Below are 26,775 nucleotides of genomic sequence, written 5' to 3'. Positions count from 1 at the left end.
AAATTATTATAAAAATACAACCAGCTCCTTGGCCTGATTAAAGCCAATAAAAAATGGAAATTCGACGAGCGTTCGGTTCGAATAATTATAATACATGACGAAACTATACCCTTGTTTATCTTTTAATGATATCAATTTGCCGCTGGCAAAAATCTGGGGCGTGAATATGGAAAGATCAAAATTCACTAGCGTAAAATCGTCATTAAAAACTTCCAGCAATTTCTCTCGCATCACCACCTCTCTATTGCCGGGTGGTAAATTATAACATTTTTCATAATGTTGAAATCGCAATTGACAGAGTTCTATAATGCGCTCCGTTTCCTGGTTACTGAAAGCATTCCATATTTGGTAGAAAACATCAAGCGCAACCCTTATTTGATTAACAGCCGTAATATCAATAATTACGTTGTTGAGCCAAATAGGCGGACCATGAATGACAGCCATCTCGACTGTTGAGAAATGTGAAAAAAAGGGAAGTTCCTTTATCGAGCCGGGTTCTTTATTATAAGAGAACACGGAAACACCCTCTCCCGGGTTACTTTCGGAGGTATATCGTTTTATATTGATACTCACTTCAGCGCCGTGTTCCAAACTTGTCGCACTACCAACCGGAAAAAGCTCAACACCAAGAATATTCATACCGGTAAATACAAATTCATTGCCGGGAATCTCAGAGTTTAGCGGTCTACCGGTGAAGTCCAAAGCAAATGGGACATCGTTCAGTGTTAAACTGTATTTACACCCATACACTAGTGCCTCAATCCTATATAATGCAGCTGTATCCATTACGCTATGAATTACCAAAAAAGTTGAATTCAGGCTGCCAAATAAGAGGGCTTGCACCTTTTAGGCAAAGTATCTCTTCCTCTTCACCGCCCCATTTCTTGCTAAAATCTGATTTCGGCGCATTTTCTTTTGCCATCTTGTAATCCTTGACAGCTTGTTTCTGCATTGACGCTGGCACTTCGACGTCTGTAATAGTAGTAGCACAGCCCCCTTGAGCATGTGTTTTTGTGTAAATCGCCAATCCGGTAAACCCTATTTTCGTCTTAAACATTAGTTTGCCATCTGAAAAGCCCAGCCACCATTGTTTACTTTCTGGAGCGGAAAATTGCATTTCCAGGGCTGTCTTCTGTTCTTCGCTCATTGTTTTGGCGTAGTAGGATGACAATTCTCTTAATACACTTTCGGTATCTGTAAGTTTAGCCTTCACTCCTAGTTCCATATGTGTTTCTCCTCCGCATGATATTCCAAAAAACTCTGGGGTCCAAATTTTAATAGTTGCATAAAGTCTAATGGTAGCACCAACTTCTCCCATTGCTTTGACCGTAATTTGGGAATTATTCAGTTTACTGGGAACCTGGCTATCGTTTAGTATGAACCTATCCGACGACATGCCAATACTTCCTAACACTTCCAACTTTAGAGCTATTTCTCCGGCATTCAAGGCCTTTAATACTCCACCAGCTAAGCCAAGGTACGGGCCCAAAAACGGAATATAAGATAAGGTGTTGGAAAAATCTGCCTCAAACTTTACCGATATCAGAGGTGAAAATTCTATTGATCCGGCTACTTCGTAATTACACCGTCTTGATTCCGGAACTTCCACCCATTTGGCGGATACATTGACATTAGTCTTGAGAAATGTAACCTCCCAGGCAAGAGGTATTCTCGAACATTTATTGAATTCTTTAAATAATGACTGAAAGACCTGCATCCCGGTATCCAGGATTTTGTCATATTCTTTGATTATATTAATGTGTTCCAGAATTGCAGCCGCCTCTTCGCTTACGTGGCCTTTTATCTGCTCATTTAAAGGGATAGTACTTTCCGGCGCATCGTTTTCATTTCGGGCAAACTTTTCTCTTGTAACTGTTTCCTTTTCAAAAACGTTAAATTTCAATACTTGAGCTGAATTTCGTTTTACTTCGAAATTCAATTCGCGTTTATTACGATGCACCTTTTTTTCGTTTTCGGCACCGAAAATTCTGTCTTTTTCAGTGCTGCTTTTGTATAGTGTAAAAGCACCCGAAACCGTCAATTCTGCATCAGAATAGCATTTAATAGATAACTCGTGTTTTGAATGGCACGAGTTTGCCCTTACCGTATAACTGCTAGGTTGCAGCTTATATGGGAGAAAATGCGCAACCTCGTTGTATTTAGTTTGTCGCGCAAGCACCATGAGTCTACATTCGTCATCAGGTACACTATTAAAAGTCTCAATATCCCATGATTTCCCTTTGTGGTTTTTACCTCCTTCGCAAGGCCCAACCAAACCCTTCTTTCTCAATACAATTTCCGCTTCCTTAGAGTCACCTGCAACAACCTCAATATAGGTGTCGGTATCTCCATTTACGTCCGCTTTAACACCACTTTGGACATTCCATTCGTAATCAAATTTTCTCCCTGCTTTTGTTATGAGGATACTATCAAAATTGCACTGAATGTCAGTTTGCATTTGAGGATCTTCCCGAAACGGGCAAGCCTCGCTAACACCATCACAGAGTGCATCCACGATATCATATTCTGCATCAATATTATCCTTTTCAACCAATGCCTGAAGCTTGGATGCTTCTTTTATCGGATAACAAAGAGCATCTTCCTGGGAAGGTCGGTTCATTTTATTGAGTGGATGTGGATTATTTGCTTATGTAAATAGTTCAGTTTTAAATCGTCGGGCCTGTCCGGATAGGATAATATCTGAGCGATGGCGCCTACAAGCTTTTCGTCGGACAAAAAACTATATTTGACTTCTAAAAACATCAGATTCTGCAGACTCCGTTGGGACCTTATTTCATATTTTTTTCCGAAAGAAATGATTTCACTGACAAACAGGGTTAATTCTTTCGAAGTCTGCCCCTTCGCCCAATCCGGAAATCTTCGTTTCAAAAATTCGGTACAGCGAACCGTAAATGACCATTCTATGCTCGCCGCTAATATGTGAATCTGATCACTTCTTATGAGCATAGTTGTATCTATTAAAATTGTAAATTGCTATCCAATCTTCGCGGCCTCGCACTTCTCACAAAACGGCGCCCCGTTATTCGCAGCCTTCTTCATCGTGACCGCCTGATTAACTGCCCTAATGATATTACCCGGCGCATTCTTCAACACCGCAGCCAAAGCCTCAGGCGGAGCTCCCGCAGCAGCACTCCCCGCAAACGTCTCCCCAATCAAAACCGTAGGCAAACCAACCACAATAGCCCCGCCATGCGCACACATATCACCCATCCGCGCTGCCGGTTTTCCACCAATAAAAACACCCGTAGAACCCAGTACAATCGTATCTGGCGGACCGGTACACACGCACATATCACCCGAAACCGCAGCAGGCATTCCGCCGATTAAAACCGTTGGGACACCAGGGCCAACGACCGGACCGCCAACGTGAGGTACGAGGCCAGTAACCATCGGACAGACGTGCATATCACCTATTCTTGCAGCTGGTTTTCCCATGAGAAGTCATGTTTTAGTATTTGTATTTAACGATGTAAGTATTGCGGGAAGCACTGGCACCCACTAACTCGGTATTATTGAATGTAGCTGTTCCGGTAAACCAACCGGTGTTGTAGACTGTGCCATCAGGAGCAAGACAGACTCGGATTGAACGATCTTCACCTGCGCCACCTCCGTGTGCATATAGCTTGCCCACATATGGATCTTCAACTTTTAGTTCAGCAATTAATACGTCAGAATTTCCACGCGAGTCAAATGTAGCACCTCGTAGTGTGCCCTTGCCTGTAAATGATGAAGCTAAAACTACCTGTCCTGCCGGTGTTATTGTAATTCCACCAGGAACCTGCCATCCATCGAGACCGAAGGAACTGCCATTAAGCTCATATTGACCGTTAGCGTTAATCTTAGCATAGTGCAGTGCCGGGTCTCCAGAACTAGTTTCAGTCATGGCAAAACACAACTCTTTTTGCTGGTTTATTGCAATATCATAACCATAGTCGTCTTCTCTAAAACCATAGTCAATCGCCCATTCCCAGTCGCCCCTAGCCAAATTCCATTTGGCTACAAAAGCGTCCAGACGACCACTCCCACTGAGCCTACTCTGCCTGCCGGAAAACGACATTGCACCATCAAAAGTGCCAGTAATATAGGCACTTCCTTCATTGTCAATTACCATTGCTGAAACAAATTGAGCATTCGGTCCGCCCACGATCAATGGTGTACCAAAGCTCCCGTTATCTGCATCCAAAAACACCAATACGACATCTTGATCATCCGCCGCATATGACCTGTTTCCGAAGAGAATATCCTTATCGCCAGTCACTCCTTTAATGGTGCCAGCCATATATATTCGGGGTCCATCCGTTGTTTGATAAAATCCTACACTTTTTCCCTCAGCACTGATATTACCAGGCCCGCCAAATGATTGAAACCAAGTTACGCTACCATCTCTGGTTAGTTTAGCGACAAAACCACCTCTAAAACCCTGTGATTTTCTGGGTATACCATTCAGAGACCCTGTAAGATAAACGTTGCCTGAATCATCAAACCCAATCCCGTTGGCGATGTCGTCACTGCTGCTTCCGTCTGAGTAAGCCCATAGGCATTCACCCACAGTATTATATTTTGCTATGAAGAAATCTAAGTTACCGTTTGAATATCCGGTTGAAAGCACTTTCCCATTCCCAAAATCCGCTGTCCCGGTCATTGCGCCGCAGACGTAAATATTTCCCACGGCATCGGAAAGCATATGCGTTGGATAATTATACGTACCCTTTATTGCAATGGCATTTGACAATTTCGCTTTTACAGTCAAGGTTTTTGTTTCTGGGTCTTCACCTCCTGGACCTTTGGCTGTCAACACAATCACATATGTTCCTGGTGTGTTAAATGTGTGTTTAGGTGATTTTTCAATGCTTGTGCTACCGTCACTAAAATCCCATTTGTAAGAATCAGCCTTTGTTGAAGTGTTTGTAAATGTTACCTCACATGGCGCCTCGCATTCCGTTTTGTCCATGGTGAAACTCGCCGTCGGGCCTTCCGCTTTTACTTCGAACGTTTTTGTTTTTTGGTGCGGCTTGCCTTCTGCATTATATGCAGTTAATGTTACTGTGTAGGTGCCTGGAACGGAATAAGTATGTGAAGGGCTCTGTATAGTGCTAGAATCTGGATCTGCTGGTGAGGCATACTTATCGCCAAATCGCCATTTATAGGTTGCTGCATTCTTAGACTGATTATCAAAACTAACTTTAAGTGGTGCTACACCTCCATTTTTAGGGGTCATATCAAAGTCCGCAACCGGGGGAGCAGCTGGTTTTGCTTCTATTACTACCGTCTGTGTTTCACCATGACTTCCGCCATCCGCACTTTTTGCGATAAGCTTTACGTAGTAATTTTTTCCATCGACAAACTCATGTGTCACGGTCTTACCACTCTGAATTTCTGACCGGTCATTGAAGTCCCATTCTAGGCTTGTCGCATTTTCCGAATCACTTGTAAATGTGACCGAACAAGGCGCTGTACAGCCACCATTTGTAAAAGTAAACTTAGCAACCGGCTGCGGGGGCAGCTCCTGATGGCAGCCGAAAACGATTGCCAGTAACAACAACTGAATTAAAATTCTTCTCATAGGTTCGGGTTGCTATTTCTTTTTGATGATGAGGGCTCTTGTTTTTTTCTTCATTTCACTTCCCGAAATGGCGGAAAGAGAGATGTTATAGGTAACATCTTTGGTAGTGCGTGGAAATGCGTGTGTCGGTGAGTCGGCCTTGACCTGGCTTTTATCTCCGAAATCCCACAAATAGCTGGTTGCATTCTTGGATTTGTTGACGAATGAATAAACAGCTGAATCGGGGCGGGTTGTATCTTTTGCAACAATATCGAAATCGGCTTCGAGTACTTTGGATGCTGCGATAATGGTCACGACTTTCGCAGCCGTGTCGCTTACCGTTTCATTGAAGGCGGTTAATATGACTTTATATATGCCTGCTTTGTTGAATGTGTGCTTGGGAGATTGTTCTGTCTTCACAGCGCTGCTATCGCCGAACTCCCACTTGAATGTTTGTGCATTCTTAGAAAGATTGGTGAAACCGACCTCGCACGGTGCCTGACAATTGTTCCCGGTAACAAGAAATTCTGCTTCCGGAGCAATGGGTGCCGTAATCGTAACTGTCTTCTCCGCGGTGTCGCTGCCATATTTTGCATTACTGATCGTCAAAACAACCTGGTATTTACCTGCTTTGGAAAAATTAAGGACTGGATTCTGCTCCAAGGAAAAGCTTGTGCTATCCTTAAAAGACCAGTCGTATTTCCAATTGTAAACACCTTTATTAGTTGACAAATCCTTGAATTCAACACTACACGGTGCCTGACAGTCTGCGATTGACGTTTCGAAATCGGCCTGCGGGGCTCCGGGCTCCTGCATGGAGCAGCCAACCGCTACGAATGCCATGATTATGAATGCTATTTTGGAAATCATTTTTCCGTCGGGTTTAGAGAGTCAATCAGAACTGGTATTTCAAATGAACCCCGGCATATCGTTGGGCACCATTCCACTGAGGGGAGACGACGATCTGCTTTCTTTTTTGCTCGAGTAATTTATTGTAACGCCTGGCTTCCTTGGCACTTTTGCTGCCCACAAACCAGAGCACGCCACCTGCAATGATACCGGCACCCGCCACAAAAACCCCCGGACTGGCAAAAGAAATAAGGCTGTTGGGTTTGGCGTGATAGCTTGCACGGGAATTGAATCTGTCGCCATTTCTAACGCCCCCGACCTCGGTGTCATACCACTTATCAAAAGCGGCGTTATTTTTGTCTATCTCGGACTTATAATCATTGTAAGCACCATATAAGATAACGCCGGTTGCTATGGATGCAACTACTGCAATGCCTGCACCTGCCCTGATCAGCGTACTTTTCGTTCTATATTGCGCGGCCTTTTTCTGCAAAGAGACCAGTTCTGCATTCAAAGTCGCGATTCGCCTGTCTTTGGGCGTGGCAGGAACCATTTCGGGAGATTTTTCGGCCGGTTTTACAGTCGCCGGAGCTTCCTTTTTAGGCTCTGCTTTTGGCGCTTCTTTCTTCTCCGAAACCTCCGGTTTTTTCAATTCTGCTACGGGAATCTCTTCCTTTACCGTGCTTTTTGCCGGTGCTTCTTTTTTGGGTGTATTGTCCTGTTCTTTGTTTGCAACTGCCATAACGGGAGCCTTTTCCGGGACAGCAGAAACCGTGTTTTTAGGTTCCTCAGGCTTTTTGGTTTCCTCCGGTTTCTTTATTTCCTCCGGCTTTTTTACTGCGATAGGTGCTGAGGCAACAACGGGCGCAGGGGCTGTCGCAGCCGGTACGGCCGCTGTTGTATTTGCAGAGGGCTGATAATAACCGATGCGGGTTATCAGTACGATCCATTGTTTGTCCGGCTTGTCAGCCCGCAGCTCCGCTACTCTATATACGTTTTCATATTTGGTTGTCTTTTGCCGGTGTGTGTTGGTGAAGTGTGTTTTAAAAGTTACCTGAACATAGGGGTATTCTTTTTGCTGCACCTGCCCTACCGAAACCTCCGAAATTTTGATACTGTATTTAGGGCTTTTGTTATAGTACAATTTAAGATCGTCAAGATACTTACGGATCGGCAGGTCCGGACCCGATTTCTTGACCGTGTTGTCCGGATTTACATCATCTTCCACCATGGCCTTATCCCCATAAAAAACCTGGTTCTGACTGGGCAGATAGCTGTCGTATATCAAAAGCTGTTTGTTACTCTCCGTAATGTTGTCCAAGGCAACGGTGTTCAGCAGATCGTTAAGCTGTACTTCTACGACTTTTCTGGCCTCTGCCCGGATCTCTTTGATATCGGCCGGTGTAAGCTCAGGGGTCTGAGCGAATATCAGAGCTTGGATGGCGAAACAAAAACAGGTGGTAAAAATCAATCGCATAAGCTGTATCATTTAATGATGCTGGTCTTGGGTTATGGGAGCATGGAAACTTCCACTCTCCTATTCAATCGTTTGTTTTCTTCCGTATCATTTTTTCTGGCTGGATATTTCCCTCCCACCCCTGCCCACAAAATTTGCTTCTCACTCACCTTCCTGGACAACAGGTAATGCCGGATTACTTTGGCCCGGAACTCCGAAAGCGTAATGTTTAGCTTAGTGCTGCCGACATTATCGGTATGTCCCACCACCCGCACTTTCTTGTCATTATTTTTTTTCAGCCATTCTGCGAGTGCATCGAGCTTTGCCTTTTCATCCGGTTTGAATGTATAATCGCTTTGATTAAAATATATCGTAAGCGTTTCCAGAGAATCCAGCCCTTCTGCTTTTACAGGTCCGGTTTCTGCTTTTGCTACCGGCATTTCCCGAACAGGGATTGGCTTATTCCCCACGACTAAGCCCATGAAATTCAGTCCTTTTGTCACGAAAACTTTCTCAGAATGTATCAGTGCCATTTTCCTGTCAAATACCGTAAGGCGATAGTTTCCCGCCCGCACCAAGGCAGCATAGGCCATTTTATCCAAAGCAGGCAGTACTATCTCGCCGCCCGAATCCGCTGTGAGTTTACACGATGCCACCGATGGGTTTCCGCTGACGTTCAGGGAAAGCATGGTGATTTCCGGCGTAAGCTTAATGTCGTATTTGCCTGGTTTTTCATCCATCTTATCGAGGATAAGGTTACCCGTATATTCCTGGTATCCTTCGGCAGAAACCGTAAATCCCACAATGTCGGATTCGCCAAAGGACATAGTCATCTCCTCATGAAGTTCTTTGCATTCCTTCCTGGCATTTCTTGTAAACTCGAAACACAATGTTCCATTCCTAACCGCAGAGCCATTTACGGCGTCGGACACAAAAAATTTTCGCACGATGGTAGTCTTCTTCTTTTGCTCATTTTCAACCGTGTACTGCGTTTGCTGGCTCTGCATGTAGGGCGTATCGTTTGCCTGTGCATCCAGTGGTATTAATGGTATTTTCACAAAAAAATCAATCCTTTTTCCCGCGTTCTTATAGGTTGTTATACCTGTGCTGATCAGCCGATAACCCTTTTTTTCTATCGTGATCTTTGCCGCGTCCGAAAGCAGATCGAGCTTGAAATGTCCTTGCTCATCTGTGGACGACAGCAATGTGCGCCGGTTATCTTTCTCAATGTAAAAGGATACACCCGACACGCTTGCCCCGGAGCGCACATCACTGGCCTGGCCAATAATACGCAGGGCTTGAGGCGACGCCTTCATCTCCCAAACCACTATAAATAGCAACAACAGCAGCAAGACCTTTTTCATTGAAATAATAGAATTACTATTCGTCAGCCACAACGCCAATATTCCCGAGCAGCACCGTCCAATTGGTTTTGCTTTGCCCGTCAATCTCTTTTTGATATGTTTCGAGCTTCACGCGAACGCTCTTTTTTGTGATGTCGCTGTAAAGGATATTCTGGTTTTTTTCTCCGTAGCCCGTGAACGTCTGGTTTCCGACAATGGTCCCATAGTAATTGCCATCCTGCTCTTGTTTCAGCTCGCTTACATACTCAATCTGGCTCCACTTGATCTGCACATTGCCATAGGGAAGCATTTTCAACCGTTTGAGATACATTTCCAATGGCAGCTTGGTCACTCCTTTCCTATTTTTAGATGACACCTCGATTTGTGTTTCTGGCAGGAAAAGCTGCAATGCGTTTTTAATCGCCAGATCCCTTTCATTCATTGAAAAGCTCCTGTCCACGATCACCTGCAAGTAGTCGCTGAACTGCTCCACTTTGGTAATTGACTTTTGTCTGTACTCCTTATATTCCTGTTCCGACAACACGGGCTGCTTGGCTTTTTCAGCTACCGGCTGCGGAGCGGTAGCCACTTTCGAGGGTGGCGCATTGTTCCGTTTGGCCGCAGGCTTACTGTATCTAAGCACCTTATCAGCGGCTGCACTGAGTAAATTTTCGGCTTCCTCAGGATCTCTCAGCAAGAGGTGCCTGCCGTCTTGGTAAATGATAGCTACCAGGTCATTTTTATTGATGGATGCAGGTTTGTTGTCTTCTGTAAGATAATTGATCGCATCATTCTCCATCCTGATTGTTGCCGGGATCACCTCAATCGGCGTCGACTTGATGAGCAAATCGGTTGAGGGGCCGGTGGCATTATAAAACTTTTCGAGCGACTTCCTGGAAACCTCCGGATCAGGGCTGAGATCTTTTATAACAATAAACAAGCCGTGCGCATTGAAAGCAACCACCACATTCTCCCGGTCAATACCACGCCTGATCGTAGCGTCTCCTTTTGGCTCCAGAAACTTAATCTCCTTATCATTTGCTTCTACGATTCTGTGCGGGAAAGTGTTACCGTTTCGAAAGTAGAAGCGCTCCTGAGCAAATAATGCATGGGGACCAATAAGCAGAGCCAAAAATAGAACGATCGTTCCAGAATTAATTTTCATATCAGATCTTTGATCAGTGCCCGCCGGGAAAATGGAACAGCACGCCTGCGCTTAACAAACCTAAATGCGTATTAACACTGGTTTCCCCAGGTTTATAATCTTTGTTTTCTCCGAGATTGTAATACCAGTCTGCATTGATAAAAACTGCGTGGCGCGGACCTTCCGATATCGTAACACCGATCCCGCCGGTCAGGCCAAATCCTAATCCCTTATCCGAGCAAGTGTCACAATTCTTGACAGTTGAGCTGCCATTTGCATCGCTGACTTTCAAACCACCGTTGCCTATCTGCATCAGTCCGAATGCACCCACTGAAACACCAATCCTGAGGGGGCCCGCCTTTTGCGATGTCATAATGGTCAATGGTAAAAGGAGCTGCGATTGGGTGCCTTTGATACTGGTTACTTCACCCGCTGTTCCAATCGGCACCGACACGCCATATCCTACTTGTGTGTATAGTGCCTGAATTTGAACTCCCAATGCTTTTTTGTGTAAACCAATGGCAATACCGCCACTATATGCCGGTTCTGTCCCCTCTATCAGCCCGCCTGATTTGGGCATGAAGGATAGCCCTACACCGACTTTGGGTCCTGCGTACAGGCCGCTTTTATCCCAGAACTTTTCATCCGCTTCCTTCTTTTTGGTAACGATCAGATCGGTGGGTTTTCTTGCCTTTGCAGTCGCAGTAACGGGTGGGTTAACTTCTTCTACATCACCATTATTCCAAACTATTTTCCAAACTTCCTTCTTTGGAATGGCGTACAAAGGCCCTTTCGGGTCGTTTAATTTTTTATAGGCAATGTCGGTTTTGTTTACCTCCTCGATCAGCACTTCCAGGCTGGTTTGATCAATTTTAAAGATCTTGTCAGGTTTGCGTACGGGTGTTTGCGCAATGGAGTTACCACAGATTAATATTGACAATAACAGGATGATATGCCGTGGTAAACGATTGTGCATGGCTGCGTAAAGTTTAGGTAGAAGGGAACTTTGCACTTTTAACAAGCCAAAAATAGGTTGGTCAAAACTGGCAATCAATACGTCAATTGACGTATATTTTGGAGGCAGCAACCGTAAAATAAGTTTAAAATTTCTGAGCTGATATTGAAAAACAAAATCGTATTTTTAAACAATATTCAAGTCCCAAAGTCGTATCGCAGCAGTACAAAATACTATTTCATATGACAAAATATACCTTTACTTATCACCAGGAAATAGGCCATCAGGGGCAAAGCCTGGTTCCCCACTTTCCAGGAGGCAGGTCAGGCGTTACCATCGGACCTGGCTACGATATGGGGCATCGCACGCCTCAGGAAATTTATACAGACCTTACCAATGCCGGCATCGATCCTGAGACTGCCTATGCATTCATTGACGCCGCTGAAAAAACGGGCCCGGAAGCTGCAAGCTGGGTTGCAGAGCGAGGAGGGATCTTTATTACAGAACAACAACAGCGAAATTTATTTGAAAATGTGCTGGTTCCCGAATACGAACAGCGCACAATTGACCAGATCGAGAACTTCGCTGCCGCACATGCCGGTTCCGTCCCGGAAAACGTGGATTGGGAAAGCCTGACAGGGAGGCAGAAGCAGATCCTGTTCGATTATGTATACAATACCGGATCGTTGTCCCGATTCCCGGAGCTTACCACGGCTGTATTAAATGAAGATTGGGAAACGGTTTCGCTTCATTACGAACGCTTCTCAGATGATCAGCCGCTGGTTTACAGAAATGAAATGTTTTACCGTGAATTTCTTGATCCTGCGTATGTTCATGAGGATGAGGAAGTCGAGAATACTAATGATTTGGCGGTTGCAGAGAACCAGCTGCTTGATCAGCAAATAGATGAATTGTACTCAAACGACGAGATTGCTGAAAACGCCGATGACGTGCAGTCGAAAGATTCCGACGAATGGTATGAACAACACATTTAGAACAGCTTGAATCAGGCGCTAGATGAGGTGATACACGGTTAAAAAATTAATCAATTCCATTGTGTCGGCCATGTCCAGCTTTTTGAGCATATTTTGTCTGTGTGTATTTACGGTGTGGGTACTGATAAACAGCTTTTTTGCAATGTCTTCGCTTGTTAATTTTTTCCCTGTTAGCCGGGCAATTTCCAGTTCACGATCACTTAGGCTTTCCAGTTTTCTGCAAAAACCTGTTTCGTTGTTTACCTCATAAATTAAACTTTCGGAGCCATTTGTAAGGTGCAAGTGCTGCCTTCCATCACGCTTTAAATGTGTAATATCCGAGATCAATGCGAGTAGAAAAGATATATTACCCGAGGAATCGCGCTTCAACGCAACCCCATGATGCATTATCCTCGTGAAACTTCCATCCGGCCGAACCATTCTAAAATCAAAAAGTGATTTAAATGAAATAACTTTATGATCATCCAATTTGCACACATAGTCAGTTGTCATAGCCGACATTATTTCAAATCCTCTATAGTCGGAAGGGAAGATTTTGGAGAGAAAAAACTGCACCCCTTCCTGCATCAGAATGTCGTTGCTCCATCCAATAACTTGCACAGCATCACCCAGGCAGCACAGATAGCGCATCGACTGAATGTCAATGATGGCCACCGAGGTGCTATTTGAATTCAGTGTTTCAATTAAAAGGGAATTTTCCCGAAGGTATTCTTCAATTTCCTTGGCTTCCGATTTGAGTATGTCAGATTTCCATATCTTCCTGATCGTAGTTAAATCAAAAGCGCTTGGCTGAGTAGAGTTCATCGCATCTAGTGAGGGTTTTTTCCCAAATTACTGAATGATCAGTATTGTAGCTATTAATTAGTTAAAAGAAATTTGATAACCGTAATTATTCCACCCCTACTCATGACTAACGTTTCCTCATTCAATGATTATCCCGTGCTTACCGTCTCCAAAACCAGCTCTTCGGCTAACGAAAAGCTCGGCGACCCTGAGAGGAACACCAGGAAAAGAGCCGTCAAATTCCTCTCGCAGGAAAGCGCGCTGCTGCATTCTCAATTAAAAAATCAGCGCGAACGCATCGCGCGTGACTTACATGACGGGATCGGATCGCAGCTGACTCACATTATCTCACGGCTCGACATTATGGCCTTCAACAACCAGGCGAACCAGACGCAGCTGGCAGACCTCCGGGATTTTACCAGCGAAACCTTTCAGCAATTGAGAGAGACGATCTGGGTTCTCAATCAGCCTGAGATTCCGTATGGCCAGTTGACAGAGCGCGTACGCGGACTGCTTACACGCATTTCCTGCGAATCGGAATATCCCAAGCTGAACGTTGTGGCTTACGGAGACAGCGAAGTGCTGCTTTCCCCTCCGGTTGCTTCGTCCATTTTCAGGATCGTTCAGGAGTCCGTGAATAATGCCATGAAGTATGCCAACGCAACCAGCGTTTCGGTGTGTCTCGCCATTGATGAAACAAGCTTTACCGTGCTAATCAATGATAATGGTAAGGGTTTTTGCCGCGAGGAAATCTGTCCGGGATATGGTTTGGAAAATATCAAAAAAAGGGCGGAAGAACTGAATGGAAAGCTGGAGCTGGAATCTTCCGGTGAAGGCACAAAAGTGCTGGTAGAGTTCCCGCTTTGATAAACAAAATACGTCAAATGACGTATTTTTTGCGCGATTTCTGATTCGTTACTTTGTGAAAGGGCGATTGCCGCATGACGGCATTTTTTTCTTTCTCTACAAAGTTAACCTCCCATTCTATGCCTAAAATTAGTATTGGACTAGTGGAAGACAATCCCACCATTGCCTCTGACTTATGGGAAAAATTGTCTCTTAGCGAAGACATTGAACTTATACTTAAGGCAATAAATGGGAAAGACCTTTTTAAGAAATTATCCAGCGTCGCCCTACCGGAAGTTTTCCTGATGGACATTGAAATGGCCGAAATGGACGGAATTACCACCACCCGCCTTCTGAAAGAGAAATATCCTTCGGTAAAGATTCTGATACTTACCATGTTTGATGATGATGCCAAACTTTTTGAAGCCATTAAAGCAGGTGCGTCCGGCTATCTCCTGAAAGATGAAAAACCCCACAAGATCATCAATGCCATATCCGAAGTGCTGGAAGGAGGCGCCCCTATGTCGCCGTTGATGGCTGCCAAAACGCTGGACTTGCTTAGACAAGGATCCAACGACATTCAAATCCAGTCGGTTTCAAAGTCGGCGGAACTAACTCTAAGGGAAAATGAAATACTGGAATGGATTGTCCGAGGGCTTAATGTGCGCCAGATCAGCGAAAAACTCTTTGTTTCTGATAAAACTATCCGCAAACACCTGGAACACATTTACCAGAAATTGCAGGTAAAGGGAAGCCGCGAGGCTGTTGCCAAAGTGATTGGAAGGACGTATTAATCAAACGTTACAGCGGCAATTGTCCTCACCCTTACGCTTCTTCCGGCTGTTCTGCCCGGGATCCAGCGGGGCATCGCTTTTACGAGCCGGACCGCCTCCTCGTCACAACCATAACCCAGGCCTCTCACCACCTGTATATCTTCCCGGGTCCCATCGGCATTTACCACAAACGAAACACGTACTGCACCGGAAATAAAGGAGCGTGACGCCGCTTCGGGCATTTGCATATTACTGGAAACCCAGCTTTCCATAGCCAATGTTCCTCCGGGAAATCTCGGACTTTCTTCCACCACATGGTATATGGCCTTACTGTCTGTTTTAGGCTTGGCTGCCACAGCGGCTGCGTTCTTAACAGGGAGTTTTTTCCTGGGCTTTTCAGCGGGCTTAACGACAGCTCGCGCAGGCGCTTCTTTAACAACAGGCTTGGCCGCAACAACCGGTGCCGATGGTGTTGACTTTACGGCTGCCGGTTTTGGATCTGCCGTAATAAGCATCCATGAAAGCCCGCCAATAACCGCCGCAGAAGCAAGTGCAATAGGCATGACATAGCTCTTCTTTTTTTCCGGGATGGGTTCCGGCAGCGGTTTTGGCTCCTCTTTTTTTACTTCTATTACCGGTTCGGGGATTTGTGGAAGAATTTTGGTTTTTTCGTCAATGACCACCGGCTTGGTTTTAAGCGCTTCCGGCTTGGGCATAACCTTCGTTTGCTCATCCACTACAACAGGCTCGCCGCCGCGGAGAATCGTGTAAAGCTGGTCCACGGTTTTCACCCTGTTTTGCGGACTGATAACCAGGCACGCATCAATCATTTTCTGATATATTTCCGGCAGCCCTTTCAGATCAGGGATAAAGTCCAGGGCCATTACCCTTTTCATGTACTCAATTCTTCCTGATTCTGTGGCAATGCTGATGTCGTCGGAGCGGAAGGGGAGTTTTTTACCATTGAACCAGACATAAATGGCCAGAATACCGAAGCTCCATAAGTCTGCATTAGGCCTCAGTTCTTTCGCCTCCCATTGCTCCGGGGCCGCATATGCGTATGTGCCGGCACCGGTGAGATTAGTAACGTAGGATTTATCATCCACGGTTGCCCTGCGGCTGATCCCAAAATCGGTGATTAACGGAATAAAAAACCCGCGTCTTTCGACCACCAGAATGTTCGACGGTTTCAGGTCGCTGTGAATGATCAGGGGTTTGAGCTTATGCAGGTAGGAAATGCCATCCAGCAATCCCTCAATGAGCTTGTTTTTCTGGCCTGTGGTAAGGGTGTGATTCTTTAATAGTTGTGCAAGATTTCCGTGCTCATAATATTTCATCAATGCAATATCATGCGTCCCTATGCCCGGCAATTTGATCCGGCGGCAGTCCATATATCTGGCAATGTTGGGATGTTCCAGTTGCTTAACCCTTTCATATTCACTCAGCAGACTAAATTCCTCCATACCCGGCACGACCTTCGACATTTTGAGGGCAATGAACTCATTCCGCACGTTATCCCAGGCTTTGAAAATTTTCCCAAAACCACCCTCGCCGAGCAAGTCGTTGTCGGGATCGTAGTCGAAGCGGTCATTGAAATCGGTAGCATCCATATTGATCGATACTTAATTCACTTCTTATTAAACTTAATCGGCAATCTCCGGCTCGTCCATCGTTTGTACAGGCACTTCCAGCCGAACCGTATCCCGCTCATTTACACTTACTTTTGATTCCGAAAGTGCTTTCTCAGTCTGCTTTTCCGACCTGACAAAATGAAATATCAATCCACTGCAAAAAATGACTGCAAATGTGATCAGGCCAAACAAGACACCGCGTGGTTTCCGGGCCGTTGACTGCGGAATTACCGGCTCGGGCATCACCATATGCACCACTTTTTCTTTCACCCTCTCTTCCGGGGTTGCCTGTTGCTCAACTGATTCTATTTTAATGAGGTAGGCAGAAAAATTATCATTGGTTTTGTGCGCACATTCATTTTTTATAGCTTCCAGAATTTCAATTGGTTCAGGATGGTTGTCGGCGTTGTCCCGTAAATGATATTCCAAAAGGTCATCGTAAAGCTGTTCAAGCACACCATCCGAACAAAGGAAAAAAAAGTCATCTGCCCTGATATCCGTTATTCTCGTATAGTCCGCTTCATCCGGGCGGGAAGCGGTTATCACTTTGGTAATCACATTTCGCTGCGGATGCTGCATGGCCTGCTCTTCTGTGATCACGCCGCTTTCCACGAGCTCATTCACCCATTTATGGTCTTTGGTTTGAAAAATAACCTTCCCGTTTCGGATTTGGTAAATCCTGCTATCACCCAGATGCGCCAGCACGGCACCCCTGTCATCAAAATAAAGCAATGCGAGGGTTGTGGCCATTCCCGCCGTTTCGGGATCGCTTTTTTCAGTTTCAATAAATGCTTCCCTTGCTGAATCAATCGCTTTCTGAACAAATGCTTTGGAAGCTTCTGCTTCTCCAATATTGGAAAAACATTCACTGATATGCTTACAAGCCAGGAAGCTTGCCACCTCTCCCTTATGTTCGCCCCCAACACCATCACAAACCATAAAAAGCCGGTCTGAAACGGTGGCGGTTCCAGGAATGGGATAAATGCTATCCTCATTGTTGGAGCGTCCGCCTGTTTCGTTAAAACCGGCTGGCTGATGAATCGATATTTTCATTCCGGAATAGGCTTTAAAGTCCTGACTTATCTGTGCTATTTAATGATCACGGTCGGTGCATAGTCCATATCCTGTACGATTCGGGATGCATCCTGCGCGCTGGCCACGGTGATCAGTGTTTTAATCACCACTTTGGTTTTGCCCATTTGAATGGTATCCCCATCTTTGAGATATACCATATCCTTCGGCCTCAGCGGAGCAGGCTGTGCATTCACGAATGTTCCGTTGGTGCTCATTTGTTCGGGCATACCATTGGTCATCTTCACATCCGACAAAAAAAACTCGTAACTGCCAGTCCTGCTAGGTTTTACTTCAAGAATACAATGGTTACGGCCCATGTAAGGATCATCCGTCTCAATCATAATATCACAGGGCCTGCTCACGCTTTTCCTGCCGATAACCTGTTTCCCAATCCGTAACGGATGCGTTTGCTGATCCGCATTTTCGTCGTGGACGACCAGCCATCCCAATTCCGGCGCGCTGGCTTGCGGCCTGCTTGCCACTGGCCTCTGCGGCTGGGACATGGAAGGCGGTGGCGGCGCGGCTATTGGCGGCGATGGTGCACCCATTTGTTGCGATGGTGCAACCGGGACTGGCATTTGCGGCCTCGCAGTTGGCGGTTGCGCGCCCGCAATCACAGGGTTGGGATAACCACAGTTTGTACATTTGACAATCGGTATAGCGGTGCTGGCTACGGATAGCACGGCGCCGCATTTTCTGCATGCTATTTCCATTGTATTGCCACGTTAAAACTTTTATTCAAGCATTTTGATATTCGTCCGACTGATCCTGGTCATTCTTAAAATAGGAATCAAAATCGTCCGTAACGTCATTGTCTTCATTCATCGACAGCTCTTCATTATCAGAAAGCTCCGGCATATCGAGTCCATCCTGCCCTGCTGCGTCGGAAAACATTTGATACGCTGGTGGCCCAACGGTCATTTCCTCCATTGGCGCAGTTTCCTGGAAACTAATCGTTCCGCTTTCCGAATCGTAGATATAACCCGTCTCGATCTGCCCGTCGTTATCATGATCCAGCCCGACAACCGGCCCGTGATGGTCTGTCAAGTAACTTATTGCATCAACTGTGTTGTCACGATTGCTGTCCAGGCTGACCACATAGCTATCACCGAATTCAACAATAGAAACCGGTAATGCATCAGAGGAATCGCCACTTGTGGATTGATTAAAAAAGCCCATATCCGGCCCGACAGGCACAATTTCGAGCTGTGCTATCTCAGCTGCGCTCATTGAAATCGGTTCTATGACGGACGCATAGGTTCGCCCGCTGGACGCTTCATAATCATATCGCGTATCCAGCAGCCCGTCACCATCGGTATCCATAAGCACCATAGGAGACTGGCCATTGATTCGTGCCATCAGGATTTCAGCCTGTCCGTCTTCGTCTTTATCGATTCCTGTCCAGGTAACCGCCCCTCTTTCGGCCACGATCACATGCTGCTGCTCCTGCTCAGCAACCGGCTCGGCCACAGGCACTATGTTTTCGACCTGCGGGTCAATGATGGGCTGAGCGCCGTCAAGCCATAACGCTTTCTTGTCCTCCGCAACGGACTCCCACTCCTTGTCAGTGAATGTACTGTAATAAGTGTCCCGCCAGGCGAAAAGTCCGGCCGGGCCCACTTCCTTTCTGGCAGCATTAAATGCATCTATAAAAGTCTGCTCGTCTTTGGGCGTTATGGCAACTTCGGGCGTCTCGGGAATGTCGATCAACGCATGAAGGCCATCGGGTTTGGAATTTTCTTTGGCTGGTTCATGTGGCCTGGAGGGCGGTCTTGGTGGCGGTGGCGTATGATGTACAGGTTCCGGAGTTTGCGGTTTTGCAACAGGCTCCGGCGAGCCCAGATCCAGTTTTGGTGCATTCAGATTTGCAATGGACGGAGTAACGGGAGACACATCCACATCTTCGTCCGACAAACTCGTGATGACAATCGCTCCCAGGCCTATCGCCAGTGCGCCGCCCGCTGCCAGCGTGATTTTTTCTTCTTTTGTCAAAGGCCGGAGCACAGGTTTCTTAATGCTGAAAGCCGGTTTCTGAAAATTCAATGATGGTTTTGGAATGGAGGCCGCAGGAGGAACAGGGTTAGCAGCCAGGTTTTTCGCCCAGATCTGGGTTTTTTCAAAATCTAGATTGTTCATAAGATATCCGTATGGTATTAGGGAATCAGCGGCTTTTTGCACGCCCTGCAATTCTTCGTTTTTTCAAGTAGTTCAAAAGGTTGCTGGATAAATGTGTGGCAATGCGGGCACACATAATGGATCTTGTACCAGTCGTCAAGTCCCGTATATTTCTTTTTTTCCTTACTTAATTTCTTAGAACTGATCAGAGCGCTCACTGCAAACCCAAGCGAAATGACGCCACCTGCGTACCCGAATATTTTATAATCTGGTGGCAGGGCCTGGGCAAGCGAACCAATCACTGCGCCCATCGGAAAACCCAAACCCTGAATCCTGGAATTAATGGATTCCTGCGCTTGAATTTCCGCGATCCGGTTGCGCTTTTCCCGGAAGTCATCACTCACTTTTTTAAGGTTCCAGGCAATTTCCCGTATTTCCTCCTGCGCTGCTGAGGGCTCTTCAACATCCAGGACTTTGGCTGTCTGCATTATTGGTACAACCGGAGCCAGCGGTCGCGGATCCAGTATAAGCTCCCACGACAGCAGAGTCTGGCCTAGCTTGATCTGATTAGCGGGTGTAATTTCCTTTCTGTACACGCGCATTCCATCCACAAAAGTCCCGTTTGCAGACCCAAGATCCTGAATCTCCCATGTATTCGTTACAGGCGTCACAAGTGTGAGCGAAGCATGTGTGCCGCTTACATCATGGGTGTTCAGGACAATGGTGTTGCCTGGTTTACGGCCAATCGTAATGCGCTTTGCAGATGGATTCATTAAGTTCAAAAGCCGGTTTCAAGACCAATGCAAGTAGCAAAAAGTGGTAGTGCTAAAAAATACGTCAAATGACGTATTTCGCCCGGCCTATATCTTTAATAACATTGCATCGGTAATTTATTACACCTTCTAAGCCGGTTTTCATGCTGACTTCAAATCTCACCGACGAACTGATTCGAGCATTGCAGGTTGCCCAGGCAACTGCCAGGGAATACCGGCATGCAACATTCTCGCCGTCGCATTTATTGGTCGGTCTTTTGCACAATGATGTAGGCATAGGCAGCACACTTGTGGCTTGGGGAACAGACATTCAGTTTATCCGTGACTGGGCCGAATACAAGATTGAAAAATATCCGAAATCGGCGCGCGCCGTTGACGAACCGGCTGGCGACGAGAAGGTGATGAAAACCATGGAAGTCGCGGATGTGATCCGGCTTAAACTGGGTGAACAGGAAGTTTCGCCCTTTGCCGTTCTCATCGCGCTTACCCGCCCGGAGGTTGCTTTTAACAAGAATGAACTGAAAGCCTTCCCGCTAACCGAATCCTTCCTGCTGACCAAGACGCTGGAAGATGTTCAGTCTATGGATTCGGGCAATGATGCAGGATTGTTACCTACCGGATCTGCGCAGGCAGCCACCATTGCGCCGCCGTCGAACCCGCAAGCCAAGGCGATCGCTAAGTTTTGTATAGACAAGATCGCGATGGCAAAAGCAGGCAAACTGGACCCGATCGTAGGCCGGGAAAAGGAAACCCGCATGATGGTGGAAACATTGGGAAGAAGAACAAAACCAAATGTGATCATTGTAGGCGAACCGGGCGTGGGCAAAACGGCATTGGTAGAAGGATTAACCCATTTGATAATCAACGGAAATGTTCCTGGTCATTTGCTTAATTCCCACCTTTTTCAGCTGGATATGGGATCGTTGATTGCCGGCGCGTCCTACAAAGGGGAAGTGGAAGACCGTTTGAAAAATATCATTGCAGAAATAAAACAATACGAAAGAGCATTGCTCTTTATCGATGAAATACACGTTTTGATGGATCCCCAGGCCGGCGTTCCGGGACTGGCAAACCTTCTTAAACCAGAACTCGCCAGAGGCGAACTGACGGTGATCGGCGCGACAACGCTGGACGAATACCGCAAATACATGGAACGGGACGAGGCTTTCAGCAGACGTTTCGAAATTGTAAAAGTTGACGAGCCGGACGATGTGCGGGCCCGCAGAATGATTGAAAAGGTTGTTCCGCAATTTGAAAAACACCATGGTCTAAATCTGGATAAAGATGCAGTAAAAGAAGCAGTGACTTTATCCAGGCGATATATCAAAGACCGTCGCCTGCCCGATGCGGCATTGGACCTCATTGACCGCACCATGGCCGCCCGCAAGCTGATGACCGAAACCACACCGGGAGAAATTGAGTATCTGAACAAGGAGTTTGAAAGGCTGAAAGGCGAATACACTGAAGCCGAACCGGCATTGTTCCTGGAAGAGCTGCGGTGGTTTGAACAACAACTGCATGACCGGCTAAGTCCAGTGTTGCTGGGGCAAATCGAGGAACTTAATGACATCAAAAGCATTGAAGAGCCGCAAACGGCCATTGATACACTCACATTACTGCTCGAAAAAGTAGCATTGCAAGGACAGCAGCATAAAGAATTGGTTGATAAAACGGATATTGCCGCCGTAGTCGCTTATAAAACGGGAATTCCGCTGGGTAAAATCCAGGTGAACGAGCAAGAGAAGCTTATGCAGCTGGAAGATCATTTAAGAAAGCGGGTTGTGGGACAGGACACTGCCATCGAGATCATTTCCAATGCAATCAGACAAAGTCGTTCCGGTGTAGGCGAAACGGGAAAACCTGCCTCATTCTTCTTACTGGGACCGACAGGAACAGGCAAGACGGAGCTGGCAAAAGCGGTTTCTGAGTTGTTGTTTAATGATGAAAAAGCATTGATCCGCTTTGATATGTCGGAGTATGCAGAGGAACACACGGTTTCGCTGCTGAAAGGCTCGCCTCCCGGATATGTAGGCTATGAAGAGGGTGGTTTACTGGTTACCCGTATCCGGCAACAGCCTTTTGCTGTTTTACTTTTTGACGAAGTGGAAAAAGCACATCCGAAAGTGTATGACATCTTTCTTCAAATTCTGGATGAAGGACGGTTGCACGATACTTTGGACCGGGAAGGCGACTTTACGAATGCGATCCTGCTATTCACTTCCAACATTGGGTCTCAGTTTATAGTAAAGGAATTTAACGAAGGACGTGTGCCGTCACAGACTGACCTGATCCAGAATATGGAAGGTTACTTTCGTCCCGAATTCCTTGGGCGGCTTACCGGCCTCACTCCTTTCAGGCCGATCACCGAAGACACGATTCGCAAGATTTTCAATTTTCAGCTGCGTCCGCTGCGCAAGAGCCTGCATAAATTGGGCATAACATTGAACATTACCGAAGAAGCGGAAAAAGCATTGGCTCTGGAAGGTTACAATCCGCAGTTCGGCGCTCGGCCGGTTCGCGCGGTCATCAGCACCCGGCTCCGACAACCGCTTTCCCAAATGATTATCTCGGGAGAAATAGGAAAAGGAAGCGAGGTTAAATTGAGCCTGGACCAAGACAATGCTCACGTCTGGGAGCACTAATTTCTTCTACGTATACAAATAGACGTTATTTTACTGATTTACGATTTTTTACTAAAAAATTTAAAATACTAAGCTTATGGCTGGCCAATTTGACTTCATTCGCCCCGGCGGAAATGTGGATCCTGACGCTAACAAAGGTTATGAAAAAATAGAGGCCCTGCCTCCTTCCAGGACATTATATGTTTCGGCTTTTAATAGTAACCCTGAAAAGGAAAAGGTAACCGGACTGGAAACGATGGAAGCCGTATTTGAACATTTCAAACCCGAAGTGGAAGCAGAATTCGAGGATGAGAATGGTGCGCCGGTTTTTGAAACCATGTCTTTCACCAAGATGAAGGATTTCTCACCAGAGGGAATGCTGGAACAAAGTCCGTTTTTGAAAGAGCTTTCAGGTAAGGAATATAATTACGACCGTTTTTACAAGAACCTGAAAAACAACCGCCAGTTACAGAAAGCATTGAGCGATCCCGCCACCCGCGCCACGTATCTGAGTGCATTGCAGACATTGATCGGCGAGCTGAAAGAAAGCTTGTAATCCCTGTTATCTATCTTAAAAACCTACTTTAACCGGTCATACCGACATGGCAAAACAACAGGAAGAAACCCAATCATTAGGATCAGAAGCTGCATTTAAAGAGCCGTCAGCTACACAAACTGCCTCTCAACAGCTGTCACTGAATGATAGTCTGGAACTGCTGAAATCGTTGGGCGGATTCAAATTCATTGAAACCACCGTCGAGGGAGTCCGCGATCTTAACCCCCAAAAGGCAGGAGCAAAAGCCAATTATCTTTCCGATGAAGATACAGAACAGGAACGCAAAGATCTGCTGCAACGCCTCGAACTATGGGCCGAGCTGATCAGCGAAAGTGCTTCTGTGGATGAAATGCAGTCCAAAGCCAGGGCGGGACAAGAGTTAAATGAGTCGTTACTCAAGAAAAATCAGTCCTCCATTCTCGAAGCTTCACGGGACCTCGAAGTTGCCTACCAGGGTCTTTCCACATTCATGCTCAATACGGAGCAACGTTCTATTCCAAAGCTTACCATAGTGAATGCTTCCATGGACCAGGTGGCAGACATTAAGGATGGCGAAGTGTTGCAAACCATTGATGAAGAGCTGCATAATAATTATCAGGTGTACGATCTGAGCGATAATTATTCGCTGATGGTTATTCCTGGTTATATGGGTAAAAATACGGTTATCGATTCATTTGCCCGCGTTGCCAGCAAGCATAAAGTGATGATGATCACTGATTATGAAGATTTTGTGGACGTAAAAGAGGCCATTTCTTCTTTTGAAAAAACCAAACTGGCCGACGCCAGCAATCACAAGGCTAACTTGCTGATGGCCTGCAATTGGCTGGTAGGAAGAAAAGCTTACAATGACCTGGGCGAGGAAGAAGCATTGCACATTCCACCCTCAACGGCGCTGGCTGGCAGAATGCACTCAGTACTCATGTCGCAACCGGTTGCGGGCGCTACATACGGCATGCTGATGGGCGCAGAAGGGACCCGTTTTAACATTGACAGGAACCAGGCCGGGGATATGAACCGAATGGGCCTGATCCCGATGCTGTCGGCATACGGAAAAGTGCAGGCATTCTCGGACCGGACCATGTTCAACGGCGATAACGTAGGACTGCAAACGTATTCTGTTGTCCGTGTTTTTGACTGGATTAATAAGGTGCTAGTCGACTTTCTGGACCGTTACGCGTTCCAGAACTGGACTTATGATACAGACGATAACCTCCGCAAGCAGATCTCCAAATTCCTGAACAGCATTACCGGATCCAAAAAATTGATCAAAGATTACACGGTCAAAGACATCCGCCGCGATCCGAACGACATTAAGAACATTATCCTCGACATTTCCATCACCCCGCATTTTTCGGCCAGGAGCTTTTTGGTAAGCTTGTCTGGCATGGATGGCGGTGATGAGTGGAATACGGAGATCAAGTAAATAATCATTTTGCAACTATTTTCTACCTTAAAATTCTTTTCAACCATGGCTTTCGAAGCAACAGTATCCATTGACGGCGGCACCGCCCGCAGACTACATCATTGCTCCTATTCAGTTTCACAAAGCGCTGATTATGTGACTGGAAAAACAACTTCTGAGGTTTTCGCAGGAAATCTGTCGCTGGTTGTGGAAGGTATCAAAGAATCAGAGTTCTGGAAACTGGCCATCCACCCGACCAAACGCAGCAAAGGAAAAATCGTTTTCAAAGATCCCTCCGATATTGAAAAGGATTTCAAAACAGTCGAGTTCGAGGAAGGCGCAGTAGTCGGTTATAGCGAGTCGATGGACGCCGGTACCACTGGGACTATGACTGAAAACGTAACGATCTCCTGTAAAAAGATTACCGTTGACGGAGTGGCATTTGAGAAGAAGTGGTAAAATAAACCAAGAAGTATATGTGGCCTGAGACTATGGCCACACTTTCTGTTTTTTGGCCTCTATCCTGACAATCAAATGTTATCACAACATCGCGAAGCCTTTTTCTCCGTTGCCCATGAGCACTGGTGTTGGATTTTGCTGAGAGAGCCGAATGATCTTTCCGACAAATGGATGGGTAAGTATGGATATATCGCAAAAACAACACTTTGTAAAGCCAAAACATCAGACAATCCTGTTTTTGCATTTAGCGGTCTTGTAGTTGATCCGACGATTTGTCCGCAAGCTTTTTTAAATAAGGATGCGGCTGTTAACCAATGGAACACGTTTTTAAAAGGCGGAAAGCTGCCGCCAGGATTTACGAGTGAAACACAGGGTTCAGAAAAAGGTGTGGTTAAGTTTCAGGGTATGAAAATTCACGCAGATTTTGATCTCATGGCCATATTGAATGCATCACCGGATGGTTCAAAGAAATATACAAGTCAGGATCAGGTAAAGCGCCTATTTCCGAAAGTCCGTGATTCCCTGAACCAACGATTCGGTTCTCCTATGATCCTTCACGGAGCAGAAATGCAATACAAAGAAGGAATTGGAGCAAAAGAACGCGAACAAGTCCTCATTTTTGGCCCTAGTCGGCAGTATGATCAATCGTTCTCCTCCATGCCAACATTGGAGTCAGGAAGAGCACATTAACATTTGATAATTGGATTAGGTGCAAAGTCTTATGCTGACATTCATATCTGACAAAACAAAGTATCACATCTCATCTTTGGAGCTATGTTTAATTTTTGGAGTTCGGTATAGTAGGGCTTTGAAAATAGCTAGGCTGATCAATGCTGCAATGGATGAATTTGAGATTAGTGAAAATGCAGGGAGAAGAAATATGTTTCTCGCGCAGGTTTCTCATGAAAGCCGGTTCAACGCCAACGCCGAAAACCTCAATTATTCGGCCGAGGCATTGGTTAAAACTTGGCCATCCAGATTTGTGTCACTCGAATTTGCTCGGGAGTTTGCCCGCAATCCCGAAAAGATCGGAGATTTTGTATACAGTAACCGGCTCTCGCTCGGAAACGGAACGAACGAAGGTTTTTTGTACAGGGGCAGAGGAGGTATTCAAATTACCGGCAAAAGCAATTATCGTGAAGTAAGCACCGCCTTAGGTTTGGGTTCTAACCTTGTCATCAATCCAGATCTATTACTCGATGACAACCTAGCGTGGCGGGCTTCGGCCTGGTTTTGGAAAACCAGGAATTTGAATGAGTTGGTTGATAAAAAACCTGGCGATGTTAAAGCGATAACCAAAGTTGTTAACGGTGGTTTCAATAATCTGGATCATCGTGTAGAACAGTACCGGAGAATTCTACACTATATGCCAGACAATGGTGGTGAACTGCTAGCAAACCTCAACTTGTGCTAACGCTGTCAATAAATCAAATCCCA

At 46.0% G+C, this 26,775-nt stretch carries 24 protein-coding genes; 9 read left to right on the top strand and 15 right to left on the bottom strand.

Annotated elements, in window-relative coordinates:
- Window positions 1-6 precede the first annotated feature (6 nt).
- The 9 genes from L0660_RS12985 to L0660_RS12945 all read right to left on the bottom strand — a co-directional run bounded on the left by L0660_RS12985 (window position 7) and on the right by L0660_RS12945 (window position 11,331).
- Window positions 7-786, bottom strand: a complete 780-nt coding sequence (locus tag L0660_RS12985; RefSeq protein WP_235159854.1) for a hypothetical protein — start codon at window positions 784-786, stop codon at window positions 7-9.
- 4 nt (window positions 787-790) lie between these two features.
- Window positions 791-2,620, bottom strand: coding sequence for a hypothetical protein (locus L0660_RS12980; protein WP_235159853.1), 1,830 nt, complete (start codon window positions 2,618-2,620; stop codon window positions 791-793).
- A gap of 374 nt (window positions 2,621-2,994) precedes the next feature.
- Complete coding sequence (locus L0660_RS26365; RefSeq protein ID WP_409013393.1) at window positions 2,995-3,456, bottom strand: PAAR domain-containing protein; 462 nt, start codon at window positions 3,454-3,456, stop codon at window positions 2,995-2,997.
- A 13-nt stretch (window positions 3,457-3,469) separates the two neighbouring features.
- Window positions 3,470-5,584: a PKD domain-containing protein gene (locus L0660_RS12970; protein ID WP_235159852.1), complete on the bottom strand. Its 2,115-nt coding sequence runs from the start codon at window positions 5,582-5,584 to the stop codon at window positions 3,470-3,472.
- Window positions 5,585-5,596: 12 nt separating this feature from the next.
- On the bottom strand, window positions 5,597-6,433 hold the full coding sequence (locus L0660_RS12965) for a PKD domain-containing protein (protein ID WP_235159851.1): 837 nt from the start codon (window positions 6,431-6,433) through the stop codon (window positions 5,597-5,599).
- A gap of 25 nt (window positions 6,434-6,458) precedes the next feature.
- Entirely contained in the window at window positions 6,459-7,889 is a 1,431-nt protein-coding gene (locus L0660_RS12960; protein ID WP_235159850.1) for a hypothetical protein, read from the bottom strand.
- 32 nt (window positions 7,890-7,921) lie between these two features.
- Window positions 7,922-9,232 carry an OmpA family protein gene (locus tag L0660_RS12955; protein WP_233796578.1) on the bottom strand — a complete coding sequence of 437 codons (1,311 nt, stop codon included), beginning with the start codon at window positions 9,230-9,232 and terminating at the stop codon, window positions 7,922-7,924.
- Window positions 9,233-9,248: 16 nt separating this feature from the next.
- Complete coding sequence (locus L0660_RS12950; RefSeq protein ID WP_235159849.1) at window positions 9,249-10,376, bottom strand: hypothetical protein; 1,128 nt, start codon at window positions 10,374-10,376, stop codon at window positions 9,249-9,251.
- Window positions 10,377-10,389: 13 nt separating this feature from the next.
- The gene (locus tag L0660_RS12945) at window positions 10,390-11,331 is read right to left on the bottom strand and encodes a hypothetical protein (protein ID WP_235159848.1); all 942 of its coding nucleotides are present in this window, start codon (window positions 11,329-11,331) and stop codon (window positions 10,390-10,392) included.
- A gap of 221 nt (window positions 11,332-11,552) precedes the next feature.
- Here L0660_RS12945 and L0660_RS12940 point away from each other — a divergent pair, with 221 nt between their 5' ends.
- Window positions 11,553-12,305 (top strand): pesticin C-terminus-like muramidase, encoded by a 753-nt coding sequence (locus L0660_RS12940; RefSeq protein WP_233796581.1) that lies wholly within the window; start codon window positions 11,553-11,555, stop codon window positions 12,303-12,305.
- A gap of 18 nt (window positions 12,306-12,323) precedes the next feature.
- Here the strand turns inward: L0660_RS12940 and L0660_RS12935 are convergent, their stop codons facing one another.
- Complete coding sequence (locus L0660_RS12935; RefSeq protein WP_235159847.1) at window positions 12,324-13,109, bottom strand: helix-turn-helix transcriptional regulator; 786 nt, start codon at window positions 13,107-13,109, stop codon at window positions 12,324-12,326.
- Between the two features lie 102 nt (window positions 13,110-13,211).
- On the opposite strand from L0660_RS12935, the gene L0660_RS12930 reads away from it, so the two are divergent.
- Both L0660_RS12930 and L0660_RS12925 read left to right on the top strand, forming a co-directional pair.
- Window positions 13,212-13,955, top strand: coding sequence for a sensor histidine kinase (locus tag L0660_RS12930; protein WP_233796583.1), 744 nt, complete (start codon window positions 13,212-13,214; stop codon window positions 13,953-13,955).
- Window positions 13,956-14,074: 119 nt separating this feature from the next.
- Window positions 14,075-14,728 (top strand): response regulator transcription factor, encoded by a 654-nt coding sequence (locus L0660_RS12925; protein ID WP_235159846.1) that lies wholly within the window; start codon window positions 14,075-14,077, stop codon window positions 14,726-14,728.
- Here the strand turns inward: L0660_RS12925 and L0660_RS12920 are convergent.
- From L0660_RS12920 to L0660_RS12900, 5 genes are read right to left on the bottom strand one after another with little or no spacing between them, the layout of a single operon-like run.
- Window positions 14,725-16,317, bottom strand: coding sequence for a TonB family protein (locus tag L0660_RS12920; protein WP_235159845.1), 1,593 nt, complete (start codon window positions 16,315-16,317; stop codon window positions 14,725-14,727). The genes L0660_RS12925 and L0660_RS12920 overlap by 4 nt on opposite strands.
- A 33-nt stretch (window positions 16,318-16,350) precedes the next feature.
- A complete protein-coding gene (locus tag L0660_RS12915) occupies window positions 16,351-17,391 on the bottom strand; it encodes a PP2C family serine/threonine-protein phosphatase (protein ID WP_235159844.1) in 1,041 nt (346 codons plus the stop codon).
- A gap of 35 nt (window positions 17,392-17,426) precedes the next feature.
- Entirely contained in the window at window positions 17,427-18,125 is a 699-nt protein-coding gene (locus tag L0660_RS12910; RefSeq protein ID WP_235159843.1) for an FHA domain-containing protein, read from the bottom strand.
- Window positions 18,126-18,150: 25 nt separating this feature from the next.
- A complete protein-coding gene (locus L0660_RS12905) occupies window positions 18,151-19,548 on the bottom strand; it encodes a hypothetical protein (RefSeq protein ID WP_235159842.1) in 1,398 nt (465 codons plus the stop codon).
- A 17-nt stretch (window positions 19,549-19,565) separates the two neighbouring features.
- Window positions 19,566-20,300, bottom strand: a complete 735-nt coding sequence (locus L0660_RS12900; protein ID WP_235159841.1) for an FHA domain-containing protein — start codon at window positions 20,298-20,300, stop codon at window positions 19,566-19,568.
- Between the two features lie 143 nt (window positions 20,301-20,443).
- Between L0660_RS12900 and L0660_RS12895 the strand changes: the two genes are divergently transcribed.
- The 6 genes from L0660_RS12895 to L0660_RS12870 all read left to right on the top strand — a co-directional run bounded on the left by L0660_RS12895 (window position 20,444) and on the right by L0660_RS12870 (window position 26,752).
- Window positions 20,444-22,942, top strand: coding sequence for an ATP-dependent Clp protease ATP-binding subunit (locus L0660_RS12895; protein ID WP_235159840.1), 2,499 nt, complete (start codon window positions 20,444-20,446; stop codon window positions 22,940-22,942).
- 76 nt (window positions 22,943-23,018) lie between these two features.
- Window positions 23,019-23,477 carry a type VI secretion system contractile sheath small subunit gene (locus L0660_RS12890; protein WP_082213002.1) on the top strand — a complete coding sequence of 153 codons (459 nt, stop codon included), beginning with the start codon at window positions 23,019-23,021 and terminating at the stop codon, window positions 23,475-23,477.
- A 46-nt stretch (window positions 23,478-23,523) separates the two neighbouring features.
- On the top strand, window positions 23,524-24,900 hold the full coding sequence (locus L0660_RS12885; RefSeq protein ID WP_235159839.1) for a DUF5458 family protein: 1,377 nt from the start codon (window positions 23,524-23,526) through the stop codon (window positions 24,898-24,900).
- A 45-nt stretch (window positions 24,901-24,945) separates the two neighbouring features.
- Window positions 24,946-25,338, top strand: a complete 393-nt coding sequence (tssD, locus tag L0660_RS12880; protein ID WP_235159838.1) for a type VI secretion system tube protein TssD — start codon at window positions 24,946-24,948, stop codon at window positions 25,336-25,338.
- A gap of 75 nt (window positions 25,339-25,413) precedes the next feature.
- The gene (locus L0660_RS12875) at window positions 25,414-26,028 is read left to right on the top strand and encodes a hypothetical protein (protein ID WP_235159837.1); all 615 of its coding nucleotides are present in this window, start codon (window positions 25,414-25,416) and stop codon (window positions 26,026-26,028) included.
- 148 nt (window positions 26,029-26,176) lie between these two features.
- Complete coding sequence (locus L0660_RS12870; protein WP_235159836.1) at window positions 26,177-26,752, top strand: glycoside hydrolase family 19 protein; 576 nt, start codon at window positions 26,177-26,179, stop codon at window positions 26,750-26,752.
- Window positions 26,753-26,775: the final 23 nt, after the last annotated feature.

This window comes from Dyadobacter sp. CY351 (assembly GCF_021502625.1).
Classification (GTDB): domain Bacteria; phylum Bacteroidota; class Bacteroidia; order Cytophagales; family Spirosomataceae; genus Dyadobacter; species Dyadobacter chenhuakuii.
This window is presented reverse-complemented; position numbering and strand designations above follow the sequence as displayed.